This is a genomic window from Stenotrophomonas sp. JAG2, from assembly GCF_041080745.1.
In the GTDB taxonomy this organism is placed as follows: Bacteria; Pseudomonadota; Gammaproteobacteria; order Xanthomonadales; family Xanthomonadaceae; genus Stenotrophomonas; species Stenotrophomonas maltophilia_AA.
The window spans coordinates 379,174-403,994 of record NZ_JBEUMH010000002.1 but is presented as its reverse complement, the minus strand read 5'-3'; the positions used below and the strand labels follow the sequence as shown (position 1 = coordinate 403,994).

General features: G+C 68.3%; 20 protein-coding genes. 11 read left to right on the top strand and 9 right to left on the bottom strand.

Translation table 11 applies throughout. The features are described 5' to 3' along the window. Positions 1–12 precede the first annotated feature (12 nt). The 7 genes from AB9O74_RS03900 to AB9O74_RS03870 form a co-directional block, all read right to left on the bottom strand. Positions 13–780 (bottom strand): YggS family pyridoxal phosphate-dependent enzyme, encoded by a 768-nt coding sequence (locus AB9O74_RS03900; RefSeq protein WP_369348504.1) that lies wholly within the window; start codon positions 778–780, stop codon positions 13–15. A 110-nt stretch (positions 781–890) separates the two neighbouring features. Next, a complete protein-coding gene (locus tag AB9O74_RS03895) occupies positions 891–1,397 on the bottom strand; it encodes a hypothetical protein (protein ID WP_319207236.1) in 507 nt (168 codons plus the stop codon). A gap of 110 nt (positions 1,398–1,507) precedes the next feature. Continuing rightward, positions 1,508–4,612 carry an error-prone DNA polymerase gene (locus AB9O74_RS03890; RefSeq protein WP_369348503.1) on the bottom strand — a complete coding sequence of 1,035 codons (3,105 nt, stop codon included), beginning with the start codon at positions 4,610–4,612 and terminating at the stop codon, positions 1,508–1,510. After that, entirely contained in the window at positions 4,609–6,024 is a 1,416-nt protein-coding gene (locus AB9O74_RS03885; protein WP_369348502.1) for a DNA polymerase Y family protein, read from the bottom strand. Before AB9O74_RS03885 ends, AB9O74_RS03890 begins: the two co-directional genes overlap by 4 nt. Positions 6,025–6,033: 9 nt before the next feature. After that, complete coding sequence (gene imuA, locus AB9O74_RS03880) at positions 6,034–6,648, bottom strand: translesion DNA synthesis-associated protein ImuA (protein ID WP_369348501.1); 615 nt, start codon at positions 6,646–6,648, stop codon at positions 6,034–6,036. Between the two features lie 256 nt (positions 6,649–6,904). Further along, positions 6,905–7,339: a VOC family protein gene (locus AB9O74_RS03875; RefSeq protein ID WP_070425312.1), complete on the bottom strand. Its 435-nt coding sequence runs from the start codon at positions 7,337–7,339 to the stop codon at positions 6,905–6,907. Next, the gene (locus AB9O74_RS03870) at positions 7,293–8,600 is read right to left on the bottom strand and encodes an MFS transporter (RefSeq protein ID WP_369348500.1); all 1,308 of its coding nucleotides are present in this window, start codon (positions 8,598–8,600) and stop codon (positions 7,293–7,295) included. The genes AB9O74_RS03875 and AB9O74_RS03870 overlap by 47 nt, the downstream gene beginning before the upstream one ends. Positions 8,601–8,675: 75 nt before the next feature. Between AB9O74_RS03870 and AB9O74_RS03865 the strand changes: the two genes are divergently transcribed. Together AB9O74_RS03865 and AB9O74_RS03860 are read left to right on the top strand one after the other, a co-directional pair. Next, the gene (locus tag AB9O74_RS03865) at positions 8,676–9,119 is read left to right on the top strand and encodes a winged helix-turn-helix transcriptional regulator (RefSeq protein WP_369348499.1); all 444 of its coding nucleotides are present in this window, start codon (positions 8,676–8,678) and stop codon (positions 9,117–9,119) included. A gap of 267 nt (positions 9,120–9,386) precedes the next feature. Beyond that, positions 9,387–12,206 carry a beta-glucosidase gene (locus tag AB9O74_RS03860; protein ID WP_369348498.1) on the top strand — a complete coding sequence of 940 codons (2,820 nt, stop codon included), beginning with the start codon at positions 9,387–9,389 and terminating at the stop codon, positions 12,204–12,206. A 138-nt stretch (positions 12,207–12,344) separates the two neighbouring features. Here the strand turns inward: AB9O74_RS03860 and AB9O74_RS03855 are convergent, their stop codons facing one another. Next, complete coding sequence (locus AB9O74_RS03855) at positions 12,345–13,241, bottom strand: LysR family transcriptional regulator (protein WP_176988711.1); 897 nt, start codon at positions 13,239–13,241, stop codon at positions 12,345–12,347. Positions 13,242–13,345: 104 nt separating this feature from the next. Here AB9O74_RS03855 and AB9O74_RS03850 point away from each other — a divergent pair, with 104 nt between their 5' ends. The 4 genes from AB9O74_RS03850 (at position 13,346) to AB9O74_RS03835 (ending at position 19,081) form a co-directional block, all read left to right on the top strand. After that, positions 13,346–14,701: an MFS transporter gene (locus AB9O74_RS03850; protein WP_369348497.1), complete on the top strand. Its 1,356-nt coding sequence runs from the start codon at positions 13,346–13,348 to the stop codon at positions 14,699–14,701. Next, the gene (locus AB9O74_RS03845) at positions 14,698–15,093 is read left to right on the top strand and encodes a hypothetical protein (protein WP_369348496.1); all 396 of its coding nucleotides are present in this window, start codon (positions 14,698–14,700) and stop codon (positions 15,091–15,093) included. The genes AB9O74_RS03850 and AB9O74_RS03845 overlap by 4 nt, the downstream gene beginning before the upstream one ends. A gap of 98 nt (positions 15,094–15,191) precedes the next feature. Continuing rightward, complete coding sequence (locus AB9O74_RS03840) at positions 15,192–17,087, top strand: CocE/NonD family hydrolase (RefSeq protein ID WP_369348495.1); 1,896 nt, start codon at positions 15,192–15,194, stop codon at positions 17,085–17,087. Positions 17,088–17,209: 122 nt separating this feature from the next. Continuing rightward, complete coding sequence (locus AB9O74_RS03835; RefSeq protein WP_369348494.1) at positions 17,210–19,081, top strand: hypothetical protein; 1,872 nt, start codon at positions 17,210–17,212, stop codon at positions 19,079–19,081. Positions 19,082–19,092: 11 nt separating this feature from the next. On the opposite strand, the gene AB9O74_RS03830 is transcribed toward AB9O74_RS03835, so the two are convergent. Further along, positions 19,093–20,187, bottom strand: a complete 1,095-nt coding sequence (locus AB9O74_RS03830; protein WP_369348493.1) for an alkene reductase — start codon at positions 20,185–20,187, stop codon at positions 19,093–19,095. Between the two features lie 208 nt (positions 20,188–20,395). Here AB9O74_RS03830 and AB9O74_RS03825 point away from each other — a divergent pair, with 208 nt between their 5' ends. The 5 genes from AB9O74_RS03825 (at position 20,396) to lldR (ending at position 24,819) form a co-directional block, all read left to right on the top strand. Beyond that, complete coding sequence (locus tag AB9O74_RS03825; RefSeq protein ID WP_369348492.1) at positions 20,396–21,154, top strand: SDR family NAD(P)-dependent oxidoreductase; 759 nt, start codon at positions 20,396–20,398, stop codon at positions 21,152–21,154. 99 nt (positions 21,155–21,253) lie between these two features. Further along, positions 21,254–21,712, top strand: coding sequence for an MgtC/SapB family protein (locus AB9O74_RS03820; protein ID WP_121037036.1), 459 nt, complete (start codon positions 21,254–21,256; stop codon positions 21,710–21,712). Next, complete coding sequence (locus AB9O74_RS03815) at positions 21,709–22,143, top strand: VOC family protein (protein WP_369348491.1); 435 nt, start codon at positions 21,709–21,711, stop codon at positions 22,141–22,143. Before AB9O74_RS03820 ends, AB9O74_RS03815 begins: the two co-directional genes overlap by 4 nt. A gap of 185 nt (positions 22,144–22,328) precedes the next feature. Continuing rightward, positions 22,329–23,987, top strand: coding sequence for an L-lactate permease (gene lldP / locus AB9O74_RS03810; protein ID WP_369348490.1), 1,659 nt, complete (start codon positions 22,329–22,331; stop codon positions 23,985–23,987). A gap of 67 nt (positions 23,988–24,054) precedes the next feature. Beyond that, positions 24,055–24,819 (top strand): transcriptional regulator LldR, encoded by a 765-nt coding sequence (gene lldR, locus AB9O74_RS03805; RefSeq protein WP_354273660.1) that lies wholly within the window; start codon positions 24,055–24,057, stop codon positions 24,817–24,819. Positions 24,820–24,821: the final 2 nt, after the last annotated feature.

The following is a 24,821-nucleotide window of genomic DNA, read 5'->3' as shown; positions in this document are numbered from 1 at the left end:
GGCGATGGCGGCTCATGCCGGGGTCGGCCAGTAGACACTGTCCGGGGTCGAGCGTGCGCCAAAAATGGCCTGGCCGACCCTTACGACCGTCGCGCCTTCCTCGATGGCGATTTCGAAATCGCCCGACATGCCCATCGACAGTTCTTCCAGGCGGATGCCCGGTGGCAGCGTGGGGCGCAGCCGCTCGCGCAGGTCGCGCAGCCGTGTAAAGCACGGGCGTACCTGTTCCGGGTCCGACGAGAACAGCGCCAGGGTCATCAGCCCGCGCACGCGCAGGTTCGGGAACGCCGGGAGTTGCTGCACGAAGTCGGCGACCTCGATCGGGTCCAGGCCGTACTTGCTGTCCTCACCGGAGGTGTTGACCTGCACGAAGACGTCCAGCGTGCGCTGCTCCAGTGCCAGCCGCTGATCCAGCGCCTGTGCCACCCGCAGGCTGTCCAGCGCCTGGAACTCACTGGCGAAGCGCGCCACGTCACGTGCCTTGTTGGTCTGCAGGTGGCCGATCACCGACCAGCGCAGGCCGGGCAGGTCGGCCATGGCCGCGGCTTTACGCTGGGCTTCCTGCACCTTGTTCTCGCCGAGCTCATGGCAGCCTGCTTCCCACGCCATGCGCAGGCGGGCTTCATCGACGGTCTTGCTGACCGGCAGCAGGCGCACGCCGGCCGGGTCGCGCCCGGCCAGTGCACAGGCGCGGACGATGCGTTCGCGCACCATCTCCAGGTTGTGGCGGATCTCGTCGACGGTGGTGGCCTGGGGCCAGGTGGGGGCAGCGATGGGCATGGGGGCTCCGGAAGCGGGGACGGCTGCGGCGCGTCGGCGCGCCGGCAGGGCGGTCCCGTGACAACGGACAGGTTGTCATAGCGCTACCCGAAAATCACCGCCCGCCGATATCAGGGCGCCGCAGCGGAGTGCGGGCTGACGTAGTGCGACTGTTCGTCGTTGTTGAGGAAGATCAGCTCCGGCTTGCCCTGCCAGGAGGTCAGCATCGCGCCGGTGCTGTTCTGGTGCTTGACCACCAGGGTGGCGCCGCGGTCCGGGTTGGCGGTGACCTTGAACACTTCGGTGGTGCCCGTGGCATCGTCCAGGGTGAGGATCGCCTCGTCGCCGACATCGGCGGTGCCGTACCCGCCGCGCTCGGAGCCGTCGGCACCGAGCAGGATCAGGCCCGACAGCGGTGACGCGCGCGGCCCCTGGGTAACGCCCTTGGTGAGCGGGTCGGGGACCGGCGCGCCGAGGATCACCCGCGCCTGGCCGTTGGCATCGCGGATGACCAGGCCCCGCGCGGTGATGACACGCTCATCGGACTGGCTCTGGTGCAGGCGCAGCGCGGTCCATCCGGAAACCGCCAGAGCAAGGCTGGACACAACCAGCGTGGTGAGGGTCAGCGCACGCGACATACCGTCTCCGGATCCTTGGAAGGGTGCGACCATACCGGATAGGCCATTCACGGCACCAGTCGGAAAACTCTGGAATTGAATTCAGAGTGTGAAGTGGGTCACGAGATGGCTCAGCGGAAATCACGGCTGTGGGTGCGCACGCCGTCGATCAGGCTGTCGATGTTGTGCATCTGGCGGACGATCAGGTGCTGCACGCCGTCCACGCGTTCGAGCCGGCCATCGATCTGCATCAACTGCGCTTCGACCAGCACCCGATGCTGGCGGTCGGCGATCTTGCGCCAGACCACCGCGTTGACCATGCCGCATTCGTCTTCCAGGGTGAGGAAGGTGACGCCGCTGGCGGTCTGTGGGCGCTGGCGCATGCGCACCAGGCCGGCAAACCGCACACTGCGCCCGTGCGGCAGTGCGCTCAGTTCGTCGGAACGGTGGCAACGGCGCTGGCGCAGTTGGCTGCGGATGAACGACACCATGTGCCGGCCCAGCGTGGTGCCGGTGCTGTTGTAGTCGGCCTGCATGTCCTCGAAGGCACTCGGCAGCGGCAGCGGCACGGCGGTTTCAGTGGTGGCGCGCGCGGTCTCGAACAGCGGCAGTGGCTTCTCCACGCCGGAAACCTCCCAGCGTGCGCGATGGCGATGGCCGCTCAAGCCCTTGAGTGCGCCGGCATCGGCCAGCAGGCCCTGGTGGCGACGGTCCAGCTGCGCGCGCTGGCTCAGGTCGGCGACGCTGTCGAAGGGCGCGCGGTGGCGCGCCTGTACCAGTCCCTTGGCGACCGCCTCGCTGAAACCATCGACCAGGCGCAGGCCCAGGCGGATGCCGAACGGGCGACCCGGCGAGGTGGGCGGGACCAGGGTGCAGTCCCACGCGCTGTAACGCACGTCCACCGGCAGCACCGGCACGCCATGGCGGCGCGCGTCCTGCAGGATCTGGTCCGGGGTGTAGAAGCCCAGTGGCTGGCTGTTGATCAGGCTGGCGGCAAACGCGGAGGGGTGGTGGCACTTGAGCCAGCAGCTGACATAGGTGATCAGCGCGAAGCTGGCCGCGTGGCTTTCCGGAAAGCCATAACTGCCGAAGCCCTTGATCTGCTCGAACAGGCGCTCACCGTATTCGCGGCTGTAGCCGTTGGCGGCCATGCCGGCGAGCAGTTTGTCGCGGTGCGGCTCCAGCCCGCCGTGGCGCTTCCAGGCGGCCATCGAACGGCGCAGCGCATCGGCCTCGCCGGGGCTGAAATCGGCGGCGGCGACTGCCAGCTGCATCACCTGTTCCTGGAACAGCGGCACCCCGAGAGTGCGCTTGAACACCTTCTCCAGCGCGGGCGGGTAGTCGATCTCTTCGATGCCTTCTTCTTTCAGCTTCTTCCGTCGATTCAGATAGGGATGGACCATGTCGCCCTGGATCGGACCCGGACGCACGATCGCCACTTCGATCACCAGATCGTAGAAACAGCGTGGCTGCATGCGCGGCAGCATCGCCATCTGCGCGCGCGACTCGATCTGGAACACGCCCAGGGTGTCGGCGCGGCAGATCATGTCGTAGGTGGGGCCATCGCCAGCGGGAATCTTCGCCATGCTCATCGGCGGTTCGCCATGTGCCTCCAGCATCGCCAGGCATTTGCGCACGGCGGTGAGCATGCCCAGCGCCAGACAGTCGACCTTCATCAGGCCGGTGGCATCCAGGTCGTCCTTGTCCCACTGGATCACGGTGCGGTCGGCCATGGCCGCGTTTTCCACCGGCACCATCGTGGACAGCGGATGTTCGGAGATCACGAAACCGCCCGGGTGCTGGGACAGGTGGCGCGGGAAGTCGACCAGCTCGGCGGTCAGCGCGACCACCCGCCGCATCAGCGGCGTCTCCGGATCGAAGCCGCGCTCGCGCAGCGCCTCGGGCAGCGGCTCGTGGCTGCTCCAGCGGTCCAGGCAGGCGGCCAGCTCATTGACCTGGTCCGGCGGCAGGCCCAGCACCCGCGCCACGTCGCGCACCGCACTGCGGCCACGGTAGCTGATCGCCACCGCGGTCAACGCGGCGCGTTCGCGGCCGTAGCGGTTGAACACGTACTGCAGGACTTCCTCGCGCCGTTCGTGTTCGAAGTCGATGTCGATGTCCGGCGGCTCGTCGCGCTCGGCGGAGATGAAGCGCTCGAACAGCAGCGCCATCTCGCTGGGGTCGATCTCGGTCACGCCCAGCACGTAGCACACCGAGGAATTGGCGGCCGAGCCGCGGCCCTGGCAGAGAATCTGCTGGCTGCGCGCGAAGCGCACGATGTCGTGCACGGTCAGAAAGTACGACTCGTACTGCTTGGTGTGGATCAGCGCCAGCTCGTGTTCGATCTGGTGGCGCTGCTGGGGCGTCGCGCCCGTTGGCCAACGCCACTGCATGCCTTCCTCCACCAGCACCCGCAGCCAGCTGGCCGGGTCGTGGCCGGCCGGCACCAGTTCGCGCGGATAGGTGTACTGCAGCTGCTTGAGATCGAAGTGGCAACGCTCGGCGATGCGCAGCGTCTCGGCCAGCAGCTCGGGCGGGTACAGCGTGGCCAGGGCCTGGCGGGTGCGCAGGTGGCGCTCGCCATTGGCGAACAGACGCCAGCCGGCGTCGCCGAGCGTGCAGTGGTGGCGGATCGCGGTGAGGGTATCCTGCAGCGCGCGGCGGCGGCGCACATGCATGTGCACATCGCCGCTGGCCACCAATGGAATGCCCTGGTCGCGGCCGAAACGACGCAGGCGCTGCAGGCGCGCGCGGTCGTCGGCCTCGCGGTGCAGTTCAACCGCCAGCCACAGCCGTTGCGGGAAGCAGGCCTGCAGCCACTGTGCATCCTCGATGCCCGGGATGGCGTCGGCCCACAGGCACAGCAGGCCGGCATGCAACGATCCGATGTCGCTGCGCAGGCAGCGGTACTCGCCCTTGGGCGCGCGCCGGCGGCAGGTGGTGATCAGCTGGCACAGCGCGGCGTAGCTGCCCTGGTCGGTACACAGCAGCACCAGCTTGGGGCCGTCCTCCAGCTGGAATTCGGCGCCGGTGATCAGTGCCAGCTGGTGCTTCTGCGCGGCCTGCCAGGCGCGCACGATGCCGGCCAGCGAGCACTCATCGGTGATCGCCAGCGCACGGTAACCCTGGCCCTTGGCGCGCGCGAACAACTCCTCGGCGATGGACGCGCCGCGCTGGAAACTGAAGGCCGACAGGCAGTGCAGCTCGGCATACCCGGGCAACGGCGGCGCGCTCATGCGAACCAGCCGTGCAGCATGAAAGGTCCGCTGCGTGCATCAGCGGCGGTATAGGCCCAGCCGCGCTGGCCCCGGCCGGTTTCGATGACGTAATAGTCGCGGCGGATGTCGCCGGCATCCCACCAGCCCGATTCGATCCGCTCCGGCCCGGACAGGATGCGCAGGTGCGGGTCCTGCAGCGCCTGTGGCTGCGCCAGCAGCCAGCCCGGACGCATCGGCAGCACCGGGGGCCGGACCTTCGGGGCGCCCTGGGCATCGCCGCTCGCGCGTTCGGGCCGGTGCTCGGCGCGCAGCCCGAGCCCCTGCACGGCGTCATCGCCGAGCCGCGCACGCAGGCGTTCGCGCAGCTGCTCCCACGGCATCGCCTGCTGCGGGCGGGGGTCGAACAGATCGCGTGCGGCCGGCACGAACGGCGGCAGCTGCTCGGCCTGCAGCCGCAGGCCGCGGCTGCCCGCCGGCAACTGCAGGTGATCGACACGGTTGCGGGCCAGCTCGAACAGCATCGCCGGTTCGCGCTCGGGCGCGAGCAGGCCGATCGAGAGCCGCGTATCCGGGTGGTTTTCGTGTTCGAACCACAGATCGAACTGCAGCACGCCGCCATCGCGCGAGCACAGGAAGGCGGCCAGGTCGGCGGTCAGCCGCCGCAGCGGGAACAGCATCGCCTGCGTGGACTCGACCTCGTACTCGAACTCGATGCGCGCATCGAAGCGGTCCGGTGGCTGGAAATAGCGCAGCGGCGGCGTGCTGATCCCACGCAGCGCATCCAGGTGCGCCAGTACCTGCGGCGGGAAACGCCGCGCCAGGCTCTCCCGTGGCAGGCCGAACGCGGCGCCCAGCGTGCGCAGGCCCGACCGCGCCAGCACCGTGACCGCCTCGACCGGCAGCCCGCTGCGTTCGATCGGCACCTGGGCCAGGGCCGCGTCCAGCTGGTGCGCATCCACGCCGAGCCGGCCATGCACGCGCGCCAGCACACTGGCGGCATGCGGATTCGGTGCGGCCACCAGCCGATGCCGGAAGCCCAGCTCGGTCAAGCCGCGGGTGAGGCGCTGCTCGACCTTCGGCCAATCACCGAACAGGGCGCGGCTGGCCCGGATTTCCAGTGCCAGCGCATGCGGGAAATCCAGGCTGACCTGCGAGCTGATGCCGTACAGCCAGCTCGCCAGCAGCTGGCGGGTGGCCTGCTCGGCGCGCGGGTCGTACTCCACGCTGAGCATGTCGCGGGTGAGCACCTGCGCGGCCGAGAGCAGCATGCCGCGGCGCAGCCCGAGCTGCCGTGCCGAGGGACTGACCGCATGCAGCACGCGCCGCTGCGCCGGCCCGGTGACCAGCACCAGCGGCGCGGCCGGATCCGGTTGCTGGCGCAGGGCAGCGTCCAGCGCCAGGTGCGGCAGCAGCAGGCAGGCCCAGTCCACGGCGGCGGCTCAATGGGCCACGGCCAGCGGCAACGGCTGCGCCGGTGCCAGCCCGCCACGGCACTTGAGCACCCGCACCTGGCCATCGTCGAGCTGCAGGCGCAGCGCGGCCGGAGAGGGGTTGCGCGCATGCCGGGCATCGCGGAAGGAAAAACCCAGGCACTGGCCGGTTTCAGCCGCCACCTGCAACCGGCGCAGCGCCCGGTCATCGGCCTGCTGCGGCCAGCACAGCACCGCCGCGCAGGCGGCCGAGCGCAGGCATTGTTCGGCGGCCCACAGCGCATCGCGTGGGCTGGCCTGGACCACCTGCACCTGGCCCAGCGCCAGCCCGGCGCGGGCCCAGGCCGGGGCATGCGGCAGGTGCGGCGGAGCGATCAGCACCACGGTCTGCTGCTGGCTCAGCCGTGCCAGGGTCGGCCAGACCAGGGCCAGCTCACCGACCCCGGGCGAAGCCAGCAGTACCTCCGACAACGCCGAAGGCGGCCAGCCACCGCCGGGCAGGCGGGCATCCAGCGCCGGGTGACCGGTGGGGTGCGGGGCCACCTCCGGGAAGGCCGCACGTGGCTGCCCCCGCCAGACCCGGCGGGTTTCCAGCAGCCGGTCCAGGGCCAGCACGGCGCCCATCAGCGGGCCTCCCGGCAGGGCTGGAGCAGGCGGAAACGGGCGGGAAACAAGGGCATGGCGGCGAGTATCGGCAGCACGCGTGTCAAAGGCTGAGACCGACAATCCTACCCGCAATTAGTAAAAATGCTAACGAATTCGGCAGCCGGATTCCGAACCGGTTGAGGGTGCTGAATGCTTCAGGAGAGCAGCATGGCAGCGCGCCAGATGGGATGGCCAAGTGCGTGATGGAGGGCATCCACGCATGGCGTGGATCTACTCAGCGCCCCTGTGGATCGGGCCGGTGGTGCACGTACTCGACCACGGTGCCGTCCGGATGCACCGCATTGAAGGCCGCGCCGGTAGGCACGACCTGCAGCGGGAAGATGATCTGCGCCCCGGCCGCCACCAGCCGGTCGTAATACGGCTGCACGTCATCGACCAGCAGCGTCCCGGTGGTGGAGGTGAACGGGGCCAGCTTGTCCGGCGCTCCTTCGATCAGCAGGAACGCCCCGACCATCGCCAGGCGCAGGCCGGCCTCGGGGAACGGGAAACCCGCATCGGCGACCACGCCCTGCAACTGCTCGTAGAACGCCACCCGCGCTTCCAGTTCGCCCGGGCCGACGAACACCCGGATCAGCACCCGCGGGCTGCGTTGCCGGGAGGTGTCATTGCGGTCGCGCCAGAGTTGATCGAAGTGGCGGTGTGGGGGCATGCGGTTGCTCCGGACGTGAGCAGTCATTATCGATCCGCGCTCCGCCGGGAACCGGGCAGGGCTCATGACCACCGGTGATGGCGTGATAACCCGTCATCGCCCACCACGCCAGCAGTGCCAGCAGCGATATGCCGACGCCGGCCGCGCATACCGCGTTCCAGCCATGGGCGGCATACAGCGCACTGCCGGCCAGCGCACCCAATCCACTCCCTGCAGCGTAGAACAGCATGTACGCGGCGATCACCTGCGCCTGTGCGTGCGGGGCCGCGGCCAGGATCCGGCTCTGGTTGGTCACGTGCAGCGCCTGCACGGCGAGGTCCAGCAGCAGCACGCCAAGCACCAGCCAGCCCAGGTGGTGGGACATCGCCGCGATCGGCGCCCAGCTGAGCAGCATCAGCAGCAGGGCGCCGGTGGTGACCCGACCGGCATGGCCACGGTCGCTCCAGTGCCCGCTGCGTGCCGCCGCCAAGGCACCGAGCAGGCCGACCAGCGCGAAAGCGCCGATGCCGGTGTGGCTGAGCGCATATGGCGGTGCGCCCAGTGGCAGGCTCATGCTGCTCCAGAACAGCCCGAACACGGTGAACAGCAGCAGGCCCAGCACGCCGCGCTGGCGCAGCACCGGCTGCTGCCGCAGCAGGGCGATCACGCCGGTCCGCGCGCTGGACGTGATGGGCACCGGCAGCCGCGGCAGGCGCGCCCACAACAGGGTGCCCGTCACCACCATCAGCGCCGCCGAGAGCAGGTACACCGCGCGCCAGCCGCCCAGATCGGCCACCGCGCCAGCCATCACGCGCGCCAACAGCAACCCGACCACCACGCCGGCCTGTGCGGCACCGACCACGCGGCCGCGCTCGTGCTCGCCTGCGGCGGCGGCCGCATAGGCGATCAGCCCCTGGGTCATCGCGGTGCCGAGCAGGCCCACCGCCAGCATGCCCAGCAACAGGCTCCAGGCCTGCGCGGCCATCGCGACGGCCAGCAGGGCGAGCACCAGGCCCACTGTCTGGATCGCCATCAGGCGGCGACGCTCCATGCGGTCGCCCAGCGGCACCACCCACAGCAGGGCGGCGACCGAGCCGAGCTGGGTGGCGGCGATCACCGCGCCGATGCGGCCGGTGCTGATCTGCAGATCGGCCGCCAGCGCATCCAGCAAGGGCTGCGCGTAATAGACATTGGCCACGCTGAGGCCGGCGGCGCAGGCGAACAGCATCAGCAGGGCGGAGGGAAGCGGGGAAGGGGAAACTCCGGGGGCGGTGGTCGCCATCATTCAGTCTCAAAATAGAACCAGTTGATTCTGCGGCATGTGGTTCTAAAATGAAACCTTGAGCGGAGAATCCTGATGGCCACCGAGTCGATGACAACCTGCCCGGTCGGGCGCGCGCTGGATCTGGTCGGCGACCGCTGGTCGCTGCTGATCGTGCGCGAGGCCTTCGACGGGGTGCGCCGTTTCAGCGATTTCCAGCGCCGCCTGGGGATGTCGCGGAGCATGCTCAGCCAGCGCCTGCAGGCCTTGCTGGAGGCGGAGGTGCTGGCGCAGCAGCCCTTGGCCGAAGGCCGCAGCTATCAGGAATACGTGCTCACCGAACGCGGTCGCGCGCTGTTCCCGCTGGTGGTGGCGCTGCGCCAATGGGGCGAAGCCTTCCTGTTCGCGCCGGGCGAACCACGCTCGGTCCTGCAGGCCGACAGCGACGAGCGCCCCCTGGCGCTGATGCAGCCGCGCGACCAGCGCGGCCAGGTGGTGGAGGCCGCCGAGACCCGGGTCATCAAGCCAGTTTCGTCGTGAATCCCGAGGCCCACGGTGTCCCAAATGTAAGCATCCTGTTGACAGGCATGAACAGGCTCGCCCACTCTTCCGGGGTGGAGTGCCGGTAACGGGCTCCCGGGTGGTGCGGCTGTCACGACGGGCGGAGGGGCCTGGACGTAGCCGTCATCGCCTTGCGTTGTAAACGGTTCCGCGCGCCTGCGCGTGGTTCCCGCCGACATGGCGCTGCACCCTTCTGCGGCAAGACTCCCTGGATTTATTGCGCAAGCAAAGGTGTTTCGTCCGCTCATGAAAACGATTTCAAAGCCCCTGGCCCTGACGGCCGCCATCGCGCTCTCGCTGAGCGCTTCCGCCTGGGCTGCCGCCCCGGTTGCCACCACCGACGCGTTCACCGTGCTGACCCTGGAACAGACCCCGGATGAGCTGGATGCGACCGTGGTCGCCGCGCAGCTGGAGCAGCTGCAGGTCGATGCCCTGACCGTGCGCAACGTGGAACGCCGCGCCGACCGCGTGGACCCGCTGCAGGGTCTGGCCGACGCGCTGGGCTACCACTATCGTTTCGTGACCGCCGATCCTGCCGCCGCGCAGCAGACCGGCAGCGTCGTGCTGACCCGCCTGCCGATCGAAGCCGAGTCGGGCACCGAACAGCCGTCGCTGAATTACCTGCGCCTCAACGATGGCCGCCACGTCGTCGCGCTGTACACCAGCGCTGCCGATGCCGCCGCACTGCCGCCGCTGGTCACCCGTTCGCGCCTGGGCGCACCGGCCGTGCTGCTGGGCGCGGTCAGCGCCGATGCGGCCACCACCGCCGGCTTCGATCCGTCGCGCGTCGCGCTGGAAGCCAACGAGAGCTACTTCAGTGACGGCTTCCAGTCGGCCAGCTCGGCCCCGATCAAGCTGCGCACCCATGACGGCAGGAAGGGCACCACCGCGGCCACGCTGCTGACCCTGGGCTATGCCGCGCCGGTCGGTGGCGAGACGCCGTGGATGGACACCGCCCTGAACGCCGATGCCCGTGCCAAGGCCCTGCTCGCGCAGATGACGGTGGACGAGAAGTTCCAGATGCTGCACAGCTACTTCGGGCTGGGCAAGGACGGCGGTCCGCTGCCGGAAGGCGCGGTCGGTTCGGCCGGTTTCGTGCCGGGCGTGCCGCGCCTGGGCATTCCTTCGCAGCAGTCGGCCGATGCCGGCGTCGGCGTGACCAACCCGGGTGGCCTGCGCAAGGGCGACCACGCCACCGCGATGCCGTCCGGTCCGTCCACCGCGTCGAGCTGGAACCCGGATATCGCTTTCGCCGGTGGCGCCACCATGGGCCGTGAAGCCTGGCAGCAGCGCTTCAACATCCTGCTGGCCGGCAGCGTCAACCTGCAGCGCGATCCGCGCAATGGCCGCAACTTCGAATACGCCGGTGAAGATCCCCTGCTGGCCGGCGTGCTGGTCGGCGAATCGATCCGCGGCGTGCAGAGCCAGCACGTGATCTCCACGATGAAGCACTTCGCGCTCAACGACATGGAGACCTCGCGCAATTTCCACAGCGCCGAGATCGGCGAACAGGCGATGCGCGAGTCGGACCTGCTGGCTTTCGAAATCGCCATCGACATCGGCAAGCCCGGTTCGGCGATGTGCTCGTACAACCGCATCAACGGCACCTACGGCTGCGAACACGATTACCTCATGAACGAGGTGCTCAAGCAGGAATGGAAGTTCCCCGGTTTCGTGATGTCCGACTGGGGCGGCGTGCACAGCGGCTCCAAGGCGGCGCTGGCCGGCCTGGACCAGCAGTCGGCCGGTGAAGTGTTCGACAAGGCGGTCTATTTCGACGAACCGCTGCGCCTGGCCGTAGCCGGTGGCGTGGTGCCGCAGGCGCGTCTGGACGACATGGTGAGCCGCATCCTGCGCACCATGTTCGCGCACGGCAATTTCGATCTGCCGCCGGTGCATGAGCCGATCGACGACGACGCCGGCTTCCACGCCGCGCAGCGCACCGTCGAAGAAGGCAGCGTGCTGCTGCGCAATGCCGGTGACCTGCTCCCGCTGGGCAAGGACGTGCAGCGCATCGTCATCATCGGTGGCCATGCCGACAAGGGCGTGATCGGTGGCGGCGGTTCCTCGATGGTGGGCTGGACCGCGCGCGGCACCAATGCGGTGCCGGGTGTGATGCCGACGACCTGGCCGGGCCCGGTGATCTTCCACCCGTCCTCGCCGCTGGAAGCGCTGCGTGCCGAGCGTCCGGATGCCCGCATCGATTACGTGGATGGCCGTGACGTGGCTGCCGCCGCGCGCGCTGCCGCTGCCGCCGATGTGGCCATCGTGTTCGCCACGCAGTGGTCGGCCGAGTCGGTCGATCTGCCGCACATGCAGCTGCCGGACAACCAGGACAAGCTGATCGCCGGGGTCGCCAAGGCCAACCCGAAGACCGTCGTGGTGCTGGAAACCAATGGCCCGGTCGAGCTGCCGTGGCTGCAGCAGGTACCGGCCATCCTGCAGGCCTGGTACCCGGGCATCCGCGGTGGCGAAGGCATCGCCGCGCTGCTGACCGGCAAGGTCAATCCGTCCGGCCGCCTGCCGGTGACCTGGCCGGTGGATGTCAGCCAGCTGCCGCGCCCGCACGTCAACGGCCTGGGCTTCAACCCGAAGAACAAGCCGGATGACACCATCGATTACGACATCGAAGGCGCCAACGTCGGCTACAAGTGGTTCGCCGCCAAGGGCCTGACTCCGCAGTACGCGTTCGGCCATGGCTTGTCCTACACCAGCTTCGGCTACGACAACCTGCAGGTGGTGGTGGAAGGCCAGCGTGTGGTCGCCAGCGTGGACGTGCGCAACACCGGCAAGGTCGCCGGTGCGGATGTGCCGCAGCTGTACCTGCAGCTGCCGCAGGGCAGCATCACGCCGATCCGCCTGATCGGCTTCCAGAAGGTCATGCTGCAGCCGGGCGAGAGCCGCCGGATCCGCATCGAAGCCGAACCGAAGACGCTGGCCAGCTTCGACACCGCCGACAAGCAGTGGAAGATCGCCGGTGGGCAGTACGAAGTGCAGCTGTCGCGCGCGGCCAACGCGCCGGTCCAGCGCGTGCCGCTGGAGCTGGCCGAGCAGATCGTCCGCTGAGCTGACGGACGCGCCGGTACCGACCAACGGTCGGTACCTACCGCGGATCGGACCCGAGGCGCGTTACGGGGTAGGGCACGACCGTTGGTCGTGCCAACGTTCTGACGGGCAGGCCACGACCGTTGGTCGTGCCACCGGTCACCCCGGCAGGTGCTCGCGCAGGTGCGCCAGCAGCAGCCGGACCCGGCGCGAGGGCTGGGCGGTGTTCGGAAACACCGCATACACGCCCTGGCGCGGGAAACGATGGTGGCGCAGGATCGGCAGCAGCCGGCCCTGCGCCAGATCGTCATCGATCAACCACTGCGGCAACACGGTCGCGCCGGCCCCGGCCAGCGCGAAGGCGCGCAGCGTGGAGGCGTTGTCGACCGTGACCACCGCATGGGCGGGGTTGCAGGCAAACAGCGCGGTGCTCCCATCGGGGGCCACCAGCGGCAGGTCCGCCAGGCGCGGATACCCCAACCGTGGCAGCGTGCGGATCCAGTCCGGATCGTCGCGTGCCGCATCGTCGGGCAACGTGGACAACAACGAGGGTGAGGCGACCGCGCACAGCGCGTGCTCGTCCAGCAGGGTCGCGCGCAGCTGCGAGTCCTGCAGGCGCCCCAGCCGGATCGCCAGATCGAACCGCTCGGGGATCAGGTCCGCCGGCGCCGGTGAAGTCGACAGGTGCAGGCGCAGCTCGGGATGCAGGGCGCGGAACGATTCCAGCACCGGCACGACCCGGGCGATCGCATACTCCGGCGTGGTGGTCAGCCGCAGCGTGCCACGCAGCTGCAGCTGTTCGCTGCGGGCCTCCTCGATCGCCAGCTCGGCAGTCGCCAGCAGGGCGGTGCAGTGCTGGTAGAAGCGTTCGCCGGCCTCGGTCAACGCCAGGCTGCGGGTATTGCGCACCAGCAGGGTCACGCCCAGTTCCTGCTCCAGCCGCTTGAGATTGAAGCTCACCACGGCCCGGCTCTGGCCGAGGCGCTCCGCGGCCGCGGTCAGGCTGCCGGCATCGACAATCGCCTTGAAGGTTTCGAAGCGGTCCAGGCTGACCATGGCTGCCGTGTCTGTCAAAAATGGTTTGACAGTCTTGCACTCGATTGCCCGTATATCCAGCCACCGCCAACGCGCATGCTGCCGCCTTGCAATCGGAGCGCGCCATGACCTACCGGGCGAGAGTGGAAACGTTGTACCTGCTGGGATTCTCGCTGGACCTGGTGAACATGTTCATCGGCACGGTCGCCTATCCGGCCATCGCGACTGACCTGCAGGCCTCCGTGCCGCAGCTGGCGTGGATCGGCAACGCCTACATGCTCGGCCTGACCCTGGTCATTCCCCTCGGCAGCTGGCTCGCGGCACGCCTGGGTGAGCGCCGGCTGCTGTGCGTGTCGCTGGCGCTGTTCACCCTGGGCGCGATGCTGGCAGGCACCGCCCCCAGCATCGAGTGGCTGATCGGCTGGCGCCTGCTGCAGGGGCTGGGTGGGGGCCTGTTGATTCCGGTCGGGCAGGCGATGGCCTATCGCGAATGCCCGCCGGCCGACCGCGCACGCCTGACCGCCCGCATCATGGCCGTCGCGCTGCTGGTGCCGGCGCTGTCGCCGACCCTGGGGGGCGTGCTGGTGGAGTGGGGCTCGTGGCGGGGCGTGCTGCTGGTCAGTGTGCCGCTGGCCGTGGTGGCCCTGGCGCTGGCGGCCCGCTGGGTGCGTCCGGGTGCGCCGCTGTCCGCGCCAGCGCTGGACCGGCGCGGGCTGCTGCTGGGCTCGGTGGGGCTGAGCGTGCTGCTGGTCGCGCTGAGCCTGATCGCCGAGCCGGGCCAGCGGCCGGTGGGCGCCGGGCTGCTGGTTGCCGCCGCCGTGGTGCTGTTCCTCTACGCCCGCAGTGCGCGTCGGACCGATCAGCCGGTGCTGCAGTGGTCGCTGCTGCGGCATGCCTCGCTGCGGTTGGCGATGCTGGTCTATCTGCTGGTGCCCGGCACCTTCATCGGCACCCAGCTGGTGGCGACGCTGCTCCTGCATCGGCAAGGCTACGGGGCCGCCGCCATCGGTGGCTTCATGCTGCCGTGGGCGATCGCCTCGGCCTGCGCGATTGCCACCACCCGGCACTGGCTGCCACGCATCGGCGCGCGCCCGCTGTTGAGCTTCGGCATGGGATGTCAGGCGCTCGGCATCGCGCTGCTGATCGGCGTGCAGGCCGGCCACCCGTGGTTGCCGGTGCTGGCGTTCGCGCTGATGGGGCTGGGTGGCAGCCTGTGCAGCAGCAGTGCGCAGACGCTCGCCTTCCAGGGCCTGGCGGATGCGGAGCTGCTGCCGGGCAGCGCGCTGTGGAACCTCAACCGCCAGCTCAGCTTCTGCCTGGCCGCCGCACTGCTGGCCTGCGTCCTGGCGCTGCTCTCCGCCGTCCTGCCGGCACAGGCATTCACGCTCACCCTGATGCTGGCAGCCGGCATGAGCCTGCTGCCGATCCTGCTGTTGTGGCGCCTGCCGGCGTCCTCCCTTTCCTTGAGAACCTCCCCATGAATGACACGCGTGCCTTCACCGAAATCCATGACCTGCATGTGCTGATCGAAGACTGGTTCACCGGCCGCGCGCCGGTGGCTGCACTGGACGCGCTGCTCGCCCGTTTCAACGACGACTTCAGCATGGTCGGCATCCGTGGCGTGCGCCTGGACAAGCCGGCGCTGGCAGGCTTCTTCGGATCGGCCCATGGCAGCCGGCCCGGTCTGCAGATCACCGTCGATGCCTTGCAGTATCTGCCGTTGGGTGCCAATGCCTGCGCGGTGCGCTACCGCGAAGACCAGAGCGAGGCCGGTGGCGTGGTCCATGGCCGCGAAGCCCTGGCCATCCTGGTGGGCAGCGCTGACGGCACGCTGGCCTGGCAGGCTTTGCATGAAACGGTGGTTGGCAGCTGAATGCGCGAAATGGCCACGGAACAGGCCGATCGGCATCTACCGGGGCAGCGCCCGCAGCGCTAGGCTGCGGGAGTTGCCATCACTGCCGGGAGAGCCCCATGCGTGTGCGTGTATTGCCAGTTGCGCTGTTGAGTCTGATGGTTGCGGCCAGTGTGTCGGCGCAGACCTCGCCGATGACCCCGGACATTCCCGCCAAGGGCTTCGTGACGCCCACGGCGCAGGACAACTACGACAAGCGCGTGGTGATGGTGCCGATGCGTGACGGAACGAAACTCTACACGGTGATCGTGGTGCCCAAAGGCGCCAGGAACGCGCCGATCCTGCTGACCCGCACGCCGTACGACGCCGCCAACCGCGCCAAGCGCATGGATTCGCCGAACATGCGCGACATCCTGCCGCAGGGCGACGAGGTGTTCGTCGATGGCGGGTACATCCGGGTGTTCCAGGATATCCGCGGTAAGTACGGCTCCGAGGGCGATTACGTGATGACCCGGCCGTTGCGCGGGCCGCTCAACAACACCAAGGTCGACCACGCCACCGACGCGTGGGACACCATCGACTGGCTGGTCAAGCACGTGCCCGAGAGCAACGGCAAGGTCGGCATGCTGGGCTCATCCTACGAGGGCTTCACCGTGGTGATGGCGCTGACCAACCCGCACCCGGCGTTGAAGGTCGCCGCGCCGCAGAGCCCGATGATCGATGGCTGGATGGGCGACGACTGGCTCAACTACGGGGCGTTCCGGCAGGTCAACTTCGGCTACTTCACCGGGCAGCTGGCCAAGCGCGGCAAGGGGCCGTCGATCCCCAGCGTGGGCTACGACGATTACACGACCTTCCTGCGCGCCGGCTCGGCGGGCGACTACGCCAAGGCCAATGGGCTGGACCAGCTGCCGTGGTGGCACAAGCTGATCGAGCATCCGGGCTACGACGCGTTCTGGCAGGAGCAGGCGCTGGACGCGCGCATGGCCAAGACCGAACTGAAGGTGCCCACGATGTGGCTGCAGGGCCTGTGGGACCAGGAAGACATGTGGGGCGCGGTGCACAGCTATGCGGCGATGGAGCCGCGCGACACCGGCAACGCGCTGAACTATCTGGTGATGGGCCCGTGGCGACACAGCCAGGTCAACTATGACGGCAGCAGCCTGGGGCCGTTGAAGTTCGACGGCGATACCGCGCTGCAGTTCCGCCGCGATGTGCTCAAGCCGTTCTTCGATCAGTACCTGGTCGATGGCGCGCCCAAGGCGCAGACACCGCCGGTGCTGATCTACAACACCGGCGAGAACCATTGGGACAAGCTGCAGCAGTGGCCGCGCAGCGTGGCCCAGTCCCGGCCGCTGTACCTGCGCGCGGGCGGCAAGCTGTCCTTCGAGGCACCGCAGGCGGGGGAGGCCACGTTCGAAGCCTATGTGTCCGATCCGGCCAAGCCGGTGCCGTTCGTGCCGCGCCCGGTGCGGTTCGCCGACCGCGATATGTGGACCAGCTGGCTGGTGAAGGATCAGCGCTTCGTGGACGGCCGGCCGGACGTGCTGACGTTCGTCAGTGAGCCCTTGACCGAACCGCTGCGGATCGGTGGTGCGCCGCAGGTCAATCTGCAGGCGGCGACGAGCGGCAGCGACAGCGATTGGGTGGTGAAGCTGATCGATGTGTATCCGGACCAGACGCCGTCGACGCCCGAGATGGGCGGCTACGAGCTGTCGGTCTCGATGGCGATCTTCCGTGGCCGGTACCGCGAGAGCTTCAGCGATCCGAAGGCGATCGCGAGCAATCAGGTGCTGGACTACAAGTTCGGTCTGCCGACCGCGAACCATGTGTTCCAGCCGGGTCATCGGGTCATGGTGCAGGTGCAGTCCAGCCTGTTCCCGCTGTATGACCGCAATCCGCAGACGTTCGTGCCGAACATCTACCTGGCCAAGCCGGGCGATTACCAGAAGGCGACGCAGCAGATCTGGCACGCGCCGCAGCAGGCCAGCTTCATTTCGTTGCCGGTGTACTGAGCGGACACGGCCTGCTTCGCCACGCGGCTGCGCTGGCACGCCGCGTGCGGGGTCGCGCCGGTTGCATTGCATCGTCCCTGGACAGGCGGTAGCGTGCAACTCCGCTTTGTACGATGTGACCGATGAAAAGGATGTTCGTGGTAGCCGCGCTGGTGTCGCTGGCAGGCGGCGCGCAGGCGCAGTCGTTCACCGTGCTGGGCAACAGCTTCGGCGCCGAGGCGCTGGTGTCCGTCGATGGCCGCCTGCTGGTACCGCCCAATGGCGCGCGCATGCAGCGCCTCTCCGCCAACCGTTGGATGCGCGCGCAGCACACGTCCACGCCGCAACAGTGGTATGACGATGCAGGCCGCCTGCTGCGCGAGGACCGCGGCTACACCGAGTACCAGGAACAGTTCGTGCTGCGCCAGGCCGCCCCCGGGGATCCGTTGTGGAAGGCGTTCATCAAGCCGGACGGAGACCCCACCGGCGGTTGGGGCGTGGTCGATGCGCTGGGCCAGGTGCGCCTGCCTGCACTGAACGATGGCGAGTGGGTGCCATTGGCGGCGCCCGATCGCGTGCTGTGGAATCCCCGACGCGGTCCGCTTCGCTTCCATGACCTGCACGGGCGCCCGGTCATGGAACTGGACGAGCGCCAGTTCCAGTGGGTCGCCGGACCGTTCGCCGGCCGCGCTGTGTATGTGGCCTGCAGTGTCCAGGTGCCTGAGCACTGCAACGTGCTGGAGGAAGACGGCACGACGCTGTTCTCCGATGATATCGACGCACTGCTGCCGGTCAGCGACGGTGGCTGGTGGCTGCGTCAGGGCGAGCTGTGGCGGCGCGTGGATGCACAGGGCAGGGCGACCGACATCGCGCGCTACCAGCAGGATGGCCTGTATCCCCGCTACCGCCAGTACGGCGGCACCGCAGGGCGGCGCGACTGGCCCGAGCAGGTCCACCGGCACGCTACCGGCAGCGCCGACGACACGCCCGAGCCCGGCTGGCTGATGGCCGATGGACACTTTGCCGCACAGCGCGGCAACGTCCGCCTGGACTACTGCGGTGGCCGCTGGCAGGTGTTGGACAAGGAGGGCACCCACCCGCCCACCGCCGCCCCGGCCGCGCTGGCAGTGGTGCTGGACGAGCCCGATGCCGAACAGCGGCAGGCACCGCCATGGCGCGTGCGCCATCCCACCGATACCGAGACCGCAGCGGTACTGGACTGCGATGGAAAGCTGATGTTTGCGCCTTCAAACGTGACCCGGTTCGATGCCGTTGGCAGCGGATTGCTGGGAAGGTTCGGCGACGAGTCCTCACCCCGGCTGTGGTGGGATGGCCGCACGGCCTACACGGTGCCTGCCGAGATGGCCATCGACGAAAACCACGTCACCCCGCCGTTGCTGTTGCTCCGGGAGCAGGGCGCCGGCGTCAACCACCTGTACAACCTCGCGCATGGCCGCATCGTGGGTCGTCCCTTCGAAGCTGTGGTGCGCATGGACGCTGACCGCGTGGTATTCCGCCGGGACGGGAAGCTGGGCATGATGCTGGCCGATGGCAGCGAACCGGTGCCGCCAGAAAGCTTCGATATCTTGCCCTGGGGCACGGACCGCACCTGGACGCGCCGCTATCTGGACGGCGGCGATGAGGAACTGGTCCTGCTGGATGCCAACCACCAGGTGCTGCTGCGGCGACGCCTGCTGTTCAGTGGTGTGGAACTGCAGTCTACCTGGCAGGGCGATGTGGAAAGCCAGCCGCTGACTCAGTTGAATCTCGGGACGATGCGCTTTGCCGATGGCGAGTACTTCGTCCAGCAATGGCTGGATCGCAACGGACAGGTGCTGCTCAGTGACATCAGCTGTCCGGCACCCGGCAATGGCCCACCCTCGAAGGGGAAGGGCGTCCTGCTCGGGCGCGGGTGGCGCGTGGACAGTGTGCCCACGCGCCCCTGCAAGCTGCCCCGGGCGCTGCTGCCGGTGCTTGCCGGCGGCGATGTGACCGATGCGATGCGCGTCCGGTAACGGCGCGCGGATCAGCCGGAAACGCTGGGGTAATCGGTGTAGCCGTGCGCACCGCCGCCGTACAGCGTGTCCTGGTCGAGATCGGACAACGCCACGCCCAGACGGAAGCGCTCGACCAGGTCCGGGTTGGCGATATACGGCCGACCGAAGGCGATCATGTCCGCATAGCCGGACGCCACCGCTGCTTCCGCGCGTGCCTGGTCATAGCCGTTGTTGGCGATCCACGCACCGGTGAACTTGGCGCGCAGGGCGGCATAGTCGAAGGCGATGTTGTCGCGCGGGCCGCCGGTCGCCCCTTCGATCACATGGATGAAAGCAAGCGGGCCGATGGCATCCAGGCGTTCGACGGCACGCTCGAACAGTGGCTGCGGATTGGAGTCGGCGGCATCGTTGGCCGGCGTCACCGGCGACAGGCGCACACCGGTGCGTTCGGCGCCGATTTCCGAGGCAATCGCACGGACCACTTCATCGAGCAGGCGGGTGCGGTTCTCGATGCTGCCACCGTATTCGTCGGTGCGCTGGTTGCTGCCATCGCGGAGGAACTGGTCGATCAGGTAGCCGTTGGCGGCATGCACTTCCACGCCGTCGAAGCCGGCGGTGATCGCGTTGCGCGCGGCCTGCCGGAAGTCCTGGATCAGGCCGGGAATCTCGTCCAGGCGCAGGGCACGCGGCTCGGAGACATCTTCAAACCCGTTGGCGGTGAACGTCTTGGTGTTGGCACGCAGTGCGCTCGGTGCGACCGGGATTTCGCCCTCGGGCAGCAGGCTGGTGTGCGAGATGCGGCCGACATGCCACAGCTGCAGCACGATCTTGCCGCCGCGTGCATGCACCGCATCGGTGACCTTTTTCCAGGCGTCGATCTGCGCCTGGCTGTAGATGCCGGGCGTGTCGAGGTAGCCCTGGCCCATCGGGCTGATCTGGGTGGCCTCGGCGATGATCAGGCCGGCGCTGGCGCGCTGCTCGTAATACTGGATGGCAAGCGGATTGGGGATGCGGTCGTGGATCGCGCGGTTGCGCGTCAGCGGTGCCATCGCGACGCGGTTGGCGACGTCGATGGCCCCCAGACGGGTGGGGGAGAACAACTGGCCGTCACTGGACTCTGTCATGGGTTTACCTTGGGGGAGGGCTGCCGCCGTTGGCGGATGAAAGATAGGAGGTGGGCATACGACCCCGAGCATAGGCCCGGGTGCGTTGCAGCGATGGGAAGGATTGTTGCGGAGCACGCTGTGCACGTTCTGTAACGTTTTCGCGGCGTATGGTCGAGGCATGGGCAGGCATGGCCCGCAGCCTTTTTCCAACATGAGGAACAACGCGATGATTGATTATCAGCTCAAGGGAAAGGTCGCCATCGTCACCGGCGGCGTCTCGGGCATCGGCCTGGCCGTGGCCGAGCTGCTGGCCGATTCCGGCGCGGCGGTGGCGGTCTGGGATCTCAAGGCCGACGCTGTCGAAAAGACGGCCGAGGCGCTGCGCGGGAAAGGCGTGAAGTCGATCGGCATCGCGTTGAACGTCACCGACGAGCAGGCGGTGGAGGCCGCGGTGAAGCGGACGGTGCAGGAGCTTGGCGGCCTGGACATCGCGGTGAACAACGCCGGCATCGGCGGGCCGTCGGCCACCAGTGGCGACTATCCCGTGGAGGGCTGGAAGAACGTCATCGACGTCAATCTCACCAGCGTGTTCCTGTGCCAACGCGCGCAGATCCAGGCGATGCGCAGCGCGGGCAAGGGCGGCAGCATCATCAACATGGCCTCCATCCTCGGCCAGGTCGGGTTCAACAATTCAGCGGCCTATGTCGCGGCCAAGCACGGTGTGGTCGGTTTGACCCAGACGGCCGCGTGGGAGCACGCCGCTGACAGCATCCGCATCAACGCGGTTGGCCCCGGTTTCATTGCCACGCCGCTGCTGGACAAGATGGACCCGAAGGTGAAGCAGGCGCTGGAAAGCAGGCATGCGCTGGGGCGCCTGGGCAAGCCGGAAGAAGTCGCCGCGCTGGTGGCTTGGCTGGCCAGCGCCGATGCAGGCTTTGCGACCGGCACGTACTACGCCATCGATGGCGGTTACCTGGCGCAGTAAGCCCTGCGACGGCAGGCTCACCCTGGCCTGCCGTTGGCTTCACGGTGCCCAGACGCCCCTGTCTGCGACGCTCCCTCCATCGCCGGATGAGAGACGCGGATGGGACTGGAACAAGATCTATCGATCCTGCTGCGGATCGCCGTGGCCATGCTGCTGGGCGCCACGCTCGGCATCGAGCGCGAGATGGGCAAGCACGCCGCCGGTCTGCGCACCCACATGCTCATCGCGGGGGCGGCGGCCCTCATCGTGGGCCTGGGCGACAGCATCGCCGAGCACTTCCAGGAGGAGCGCTATCGCGACCTCCTGCAGGTCGACCCGGTGCGTCTGATCGAAGCAGTGGTGGCCTGCGTCGGCTTTGTTGCTGCCGGCACGATCCTGCGGGGGTCGCGCGATGACCAGGTCAGCGGCCTGACCACCGCCAGCTCGCTGATCATGGCCGCCGCGATCGGAATCGCGGTCGGCATCGGCGAGTACGTGATCGCCGTCGGCGTGAGTGTGCTGTGCCTGATCGTGCTGGTGGTGTTCAGCCGTATCGCCAAGAAACTGGAGTCGTCATGAGCAGCGAACGTCCCTTCGAGATCCAACGCATCGATCACGTTGTGCTGCGCGTGCAGGATCTGCCGCGTGCCGTGCGTTTCTACTGCGACATCCTGGGCTGCACGGTCGCGCGCGAGCGCCCCTCACTGGGCATGGTGCATCTGCATGCCGGTGAGTCGCTGATCGATCTGATCAGTGTCGACGGTCCTCTGGGGCTGAAAGGTGGCGCGGGGCCGGGGCGGGAAGGGCGCAATGTCGAGCATGTCTGCCTGCGCGTGGAGCCGTTCGATGCCGAACAGGTGCGGTTGCATCTGCAGGGGCACCAGGTGGAGGTGACCGGCCCGGCCGAGCGGAACTACGGCGCGGAGGGCGATGGGCTGTCGCTGCGCCTGCGCGACCCCGACGGCAACTCGGTCGAGCTCAAGGGGCGCTCCAGCGACTGCGGCTGCTAAATGGTAATACCAATAAGCGAGCCTAGACCTATGGTCTAATAGGCTCGTCCTGCGTTTGGCGTTTCAATGCGGGCAGTTTCAACGGGCGCTCCAATTATTGGTCATACCAATAATGCCGGTTGAGCGTTCTCGGCTCGCGCGGTGCTGACCGCGCGGACCCCTGTCCGTCTTGATGAGATCCGCCGATGCAGGCCTGGCAACAACTGTATGACCCCGCTGGCAACCTTTGGCTGTCCAGCCTGATCGCGCTGCTGCCGATCGCCTTCTTCTTCGTCGCGCTGGCTGTGCTGCGCATGAAAGGCTGGCTCGCCGGCACGATCACCGTCGCCATCGCGCTGGCGGTGGCGCTGCTGTTCTACCGGATGCCGCTGTCGCAGGCGTTCGCGGCGGCGGGCTTTGGATTCGTTTACGGCTTGTGGCCGATTGCCTGGATCATTCTGGGCGCCGTGTTCCTGTACAAGGTCTCGGTCAAGACCGGCCAGTTCGACATCATCCGCGCCTCGATCCTCTCGGTCACCGAAGACCAGCGCCTGCAGATGCTGATGGTCGGCTTCGCGTTCGGCGCGTTCCTGGAAGGGGCGGCCGGCTTCGGTGCCCCGGTGGCGATCACCGCCGCGCTGCTGGTCGGGCTGGGTTTCAAGCCGCTGTATGCGGCCGGGCTGTGCCTGATCGTCAACACGGCGCCGGTGGCCTTCGGCGCGATGGGCATTCCGATCATCGTGGCCGGGCAGGTGACCGGGCTGGATGCCTTCGAGATCGGTCAGATGGCCGGGCGCCAGCTGCCGTTCCTGACCATCATCGTGCTGTTCTGGATCATGGCGATCATGGATGGCTGGCGCGGTGTCAAGGAAACCTGGCCGGCGGTGCTCGTGGCCGGCGGTTCGTTTGCCATCGCGCAATACCTGACCTCCAACTTCATCGGTCCGGAGCTGCCGGACATCACCGCCTCGCTGACCTCGCTGGTGTGCCTGACCCTGTTCCTGCGCAGGTGGACACCGGTGCGGATCTTCCGCTTCGATACCGAAACCAGCGCCGAGGCGGCTGCCCAGGCACGTGAAGCCCCGCGTTATTCCGCCGGCCAGATCGTCAAGGCGTGGTCGCCGTTCCTGATCCTGACCGCGATGGTCACGATCTGGAGCGTCAAGCCGTTCAAGGCGCTGTTCGCCGCTGGGGGCGCGCTGGAACACTGGGTGCTGAAGATTCCGGTGCCGTCGCTGGATCAACTGGTGCAGAAAATGCCGCCGATCGTGCCGGTGCCAACCGGTTACGAGGCGGTGTACAAATTCGATGCGGTCTCGGCCACCGGCACCGCGATCATGCTCGGCGCGGTGATCGCGATCGTGCTGCTGAAGATGCGCCCGGCCGCGGCGCTGCGCACGTTCGGGGAAACCGCCAACGAGCTCAAGATCCCGATCTACTCGATCGGCATGGTGCTGGCCTTCGCCTTCATCGCCAACTACTCCGGGCTGTCGGCAACGCTGGCACTGGCCCTGGCGCATACCGGCAAGGCGTTCACGTTCTTCTCGCCGTTCCTGGGCTGGCTGGGCGTGTTCCTGACCGGCTCGGATACCTCGTCCAATGCGCTGTTTTCGGCGCTGCAGGCGACCACGGCCCAGCAGATCGGCGTGTCCGAGGTGCTGCTGGTCGCGGCCAATACCACCGGTGGCGTGACCGGCAAGATGATCTCGCCGCAGTCGATCGCGATTGCCTGCGCGGCGGTCGGCCTGGCCGGCAAGGAGTCGGACCTGTTCCGCTTCACGGTCAAGCACAGCCTGATCTTCACCGTGATGGTCGGCATCATCACCACGGTGCAGGCTTACTGGCTCACCTGGATGATTCCCTGAGCCCATGCGCGGCATCCCGGCCACCGGCATCGACCCCATCGCCCGCGACGCGGGCGACAATGGCGCCATGAAGAACGAACGCCTGTCCGACAAGGTGGCCGCGCAGCTGCGTGGCCTGATCCGTGAGCAGAACCTGCAGCCCGGCGACCGCCTGCCGGCCGAGCGTCCCCTGGCGGTGCAGCTGGGGGTCTCGCGCACGGCGCTGCGCGAGGCGATCGCGCAGCTGGCCAGCCAGGGCCTGCTGAGCGCGCGCGTCGGCGGCGGCACCTACGTGAGCGAGCCGGCGGCCCGCGCCCGGCAGACCATCGATGAGCCCTTGATGCCGTACCTGCCGCTGTTCCAGGGCGACCCGGAATACCGCTTCGACGTGCTGGAAATCCGCCACGCGCTGGAAGGGGCGACCGCCTGGCATGCGGCGCTGCGGGCCACCGACGAGGACCGCGCCAGGATCCGCCAGGCCTTCGAGACCATGATGGCCGCGCACGGCAAGGACGATCCGGCCGGCGAGGCGCAGGCGGATGCGGCCTTCCACCTGGCCATCGCCGAGGCCTCGCACAACCTGGTGCTGCTGCAGGTCATGCGCGGCCTGTTCGAGCTGCTGCAGACCAACATCTCGCAGAGCCGCGAGAAGCTCTATACCTCCGCCCGCACCTTCGAGCCGCTGTCGGCCCAGCACCGCGAGATGATGGACGGTGTGCTTTCCGGCGACCCCGAACGCGCGCGTGCCGCCGCGCACGCGCACTTGGAATTCGTGCACACCTCCCTGCGCACGCTCGACGACAACGAAGCCCGCCGCGCCCGCGCGTCACGGCTTCCTTCTTCCCACGGTTGACC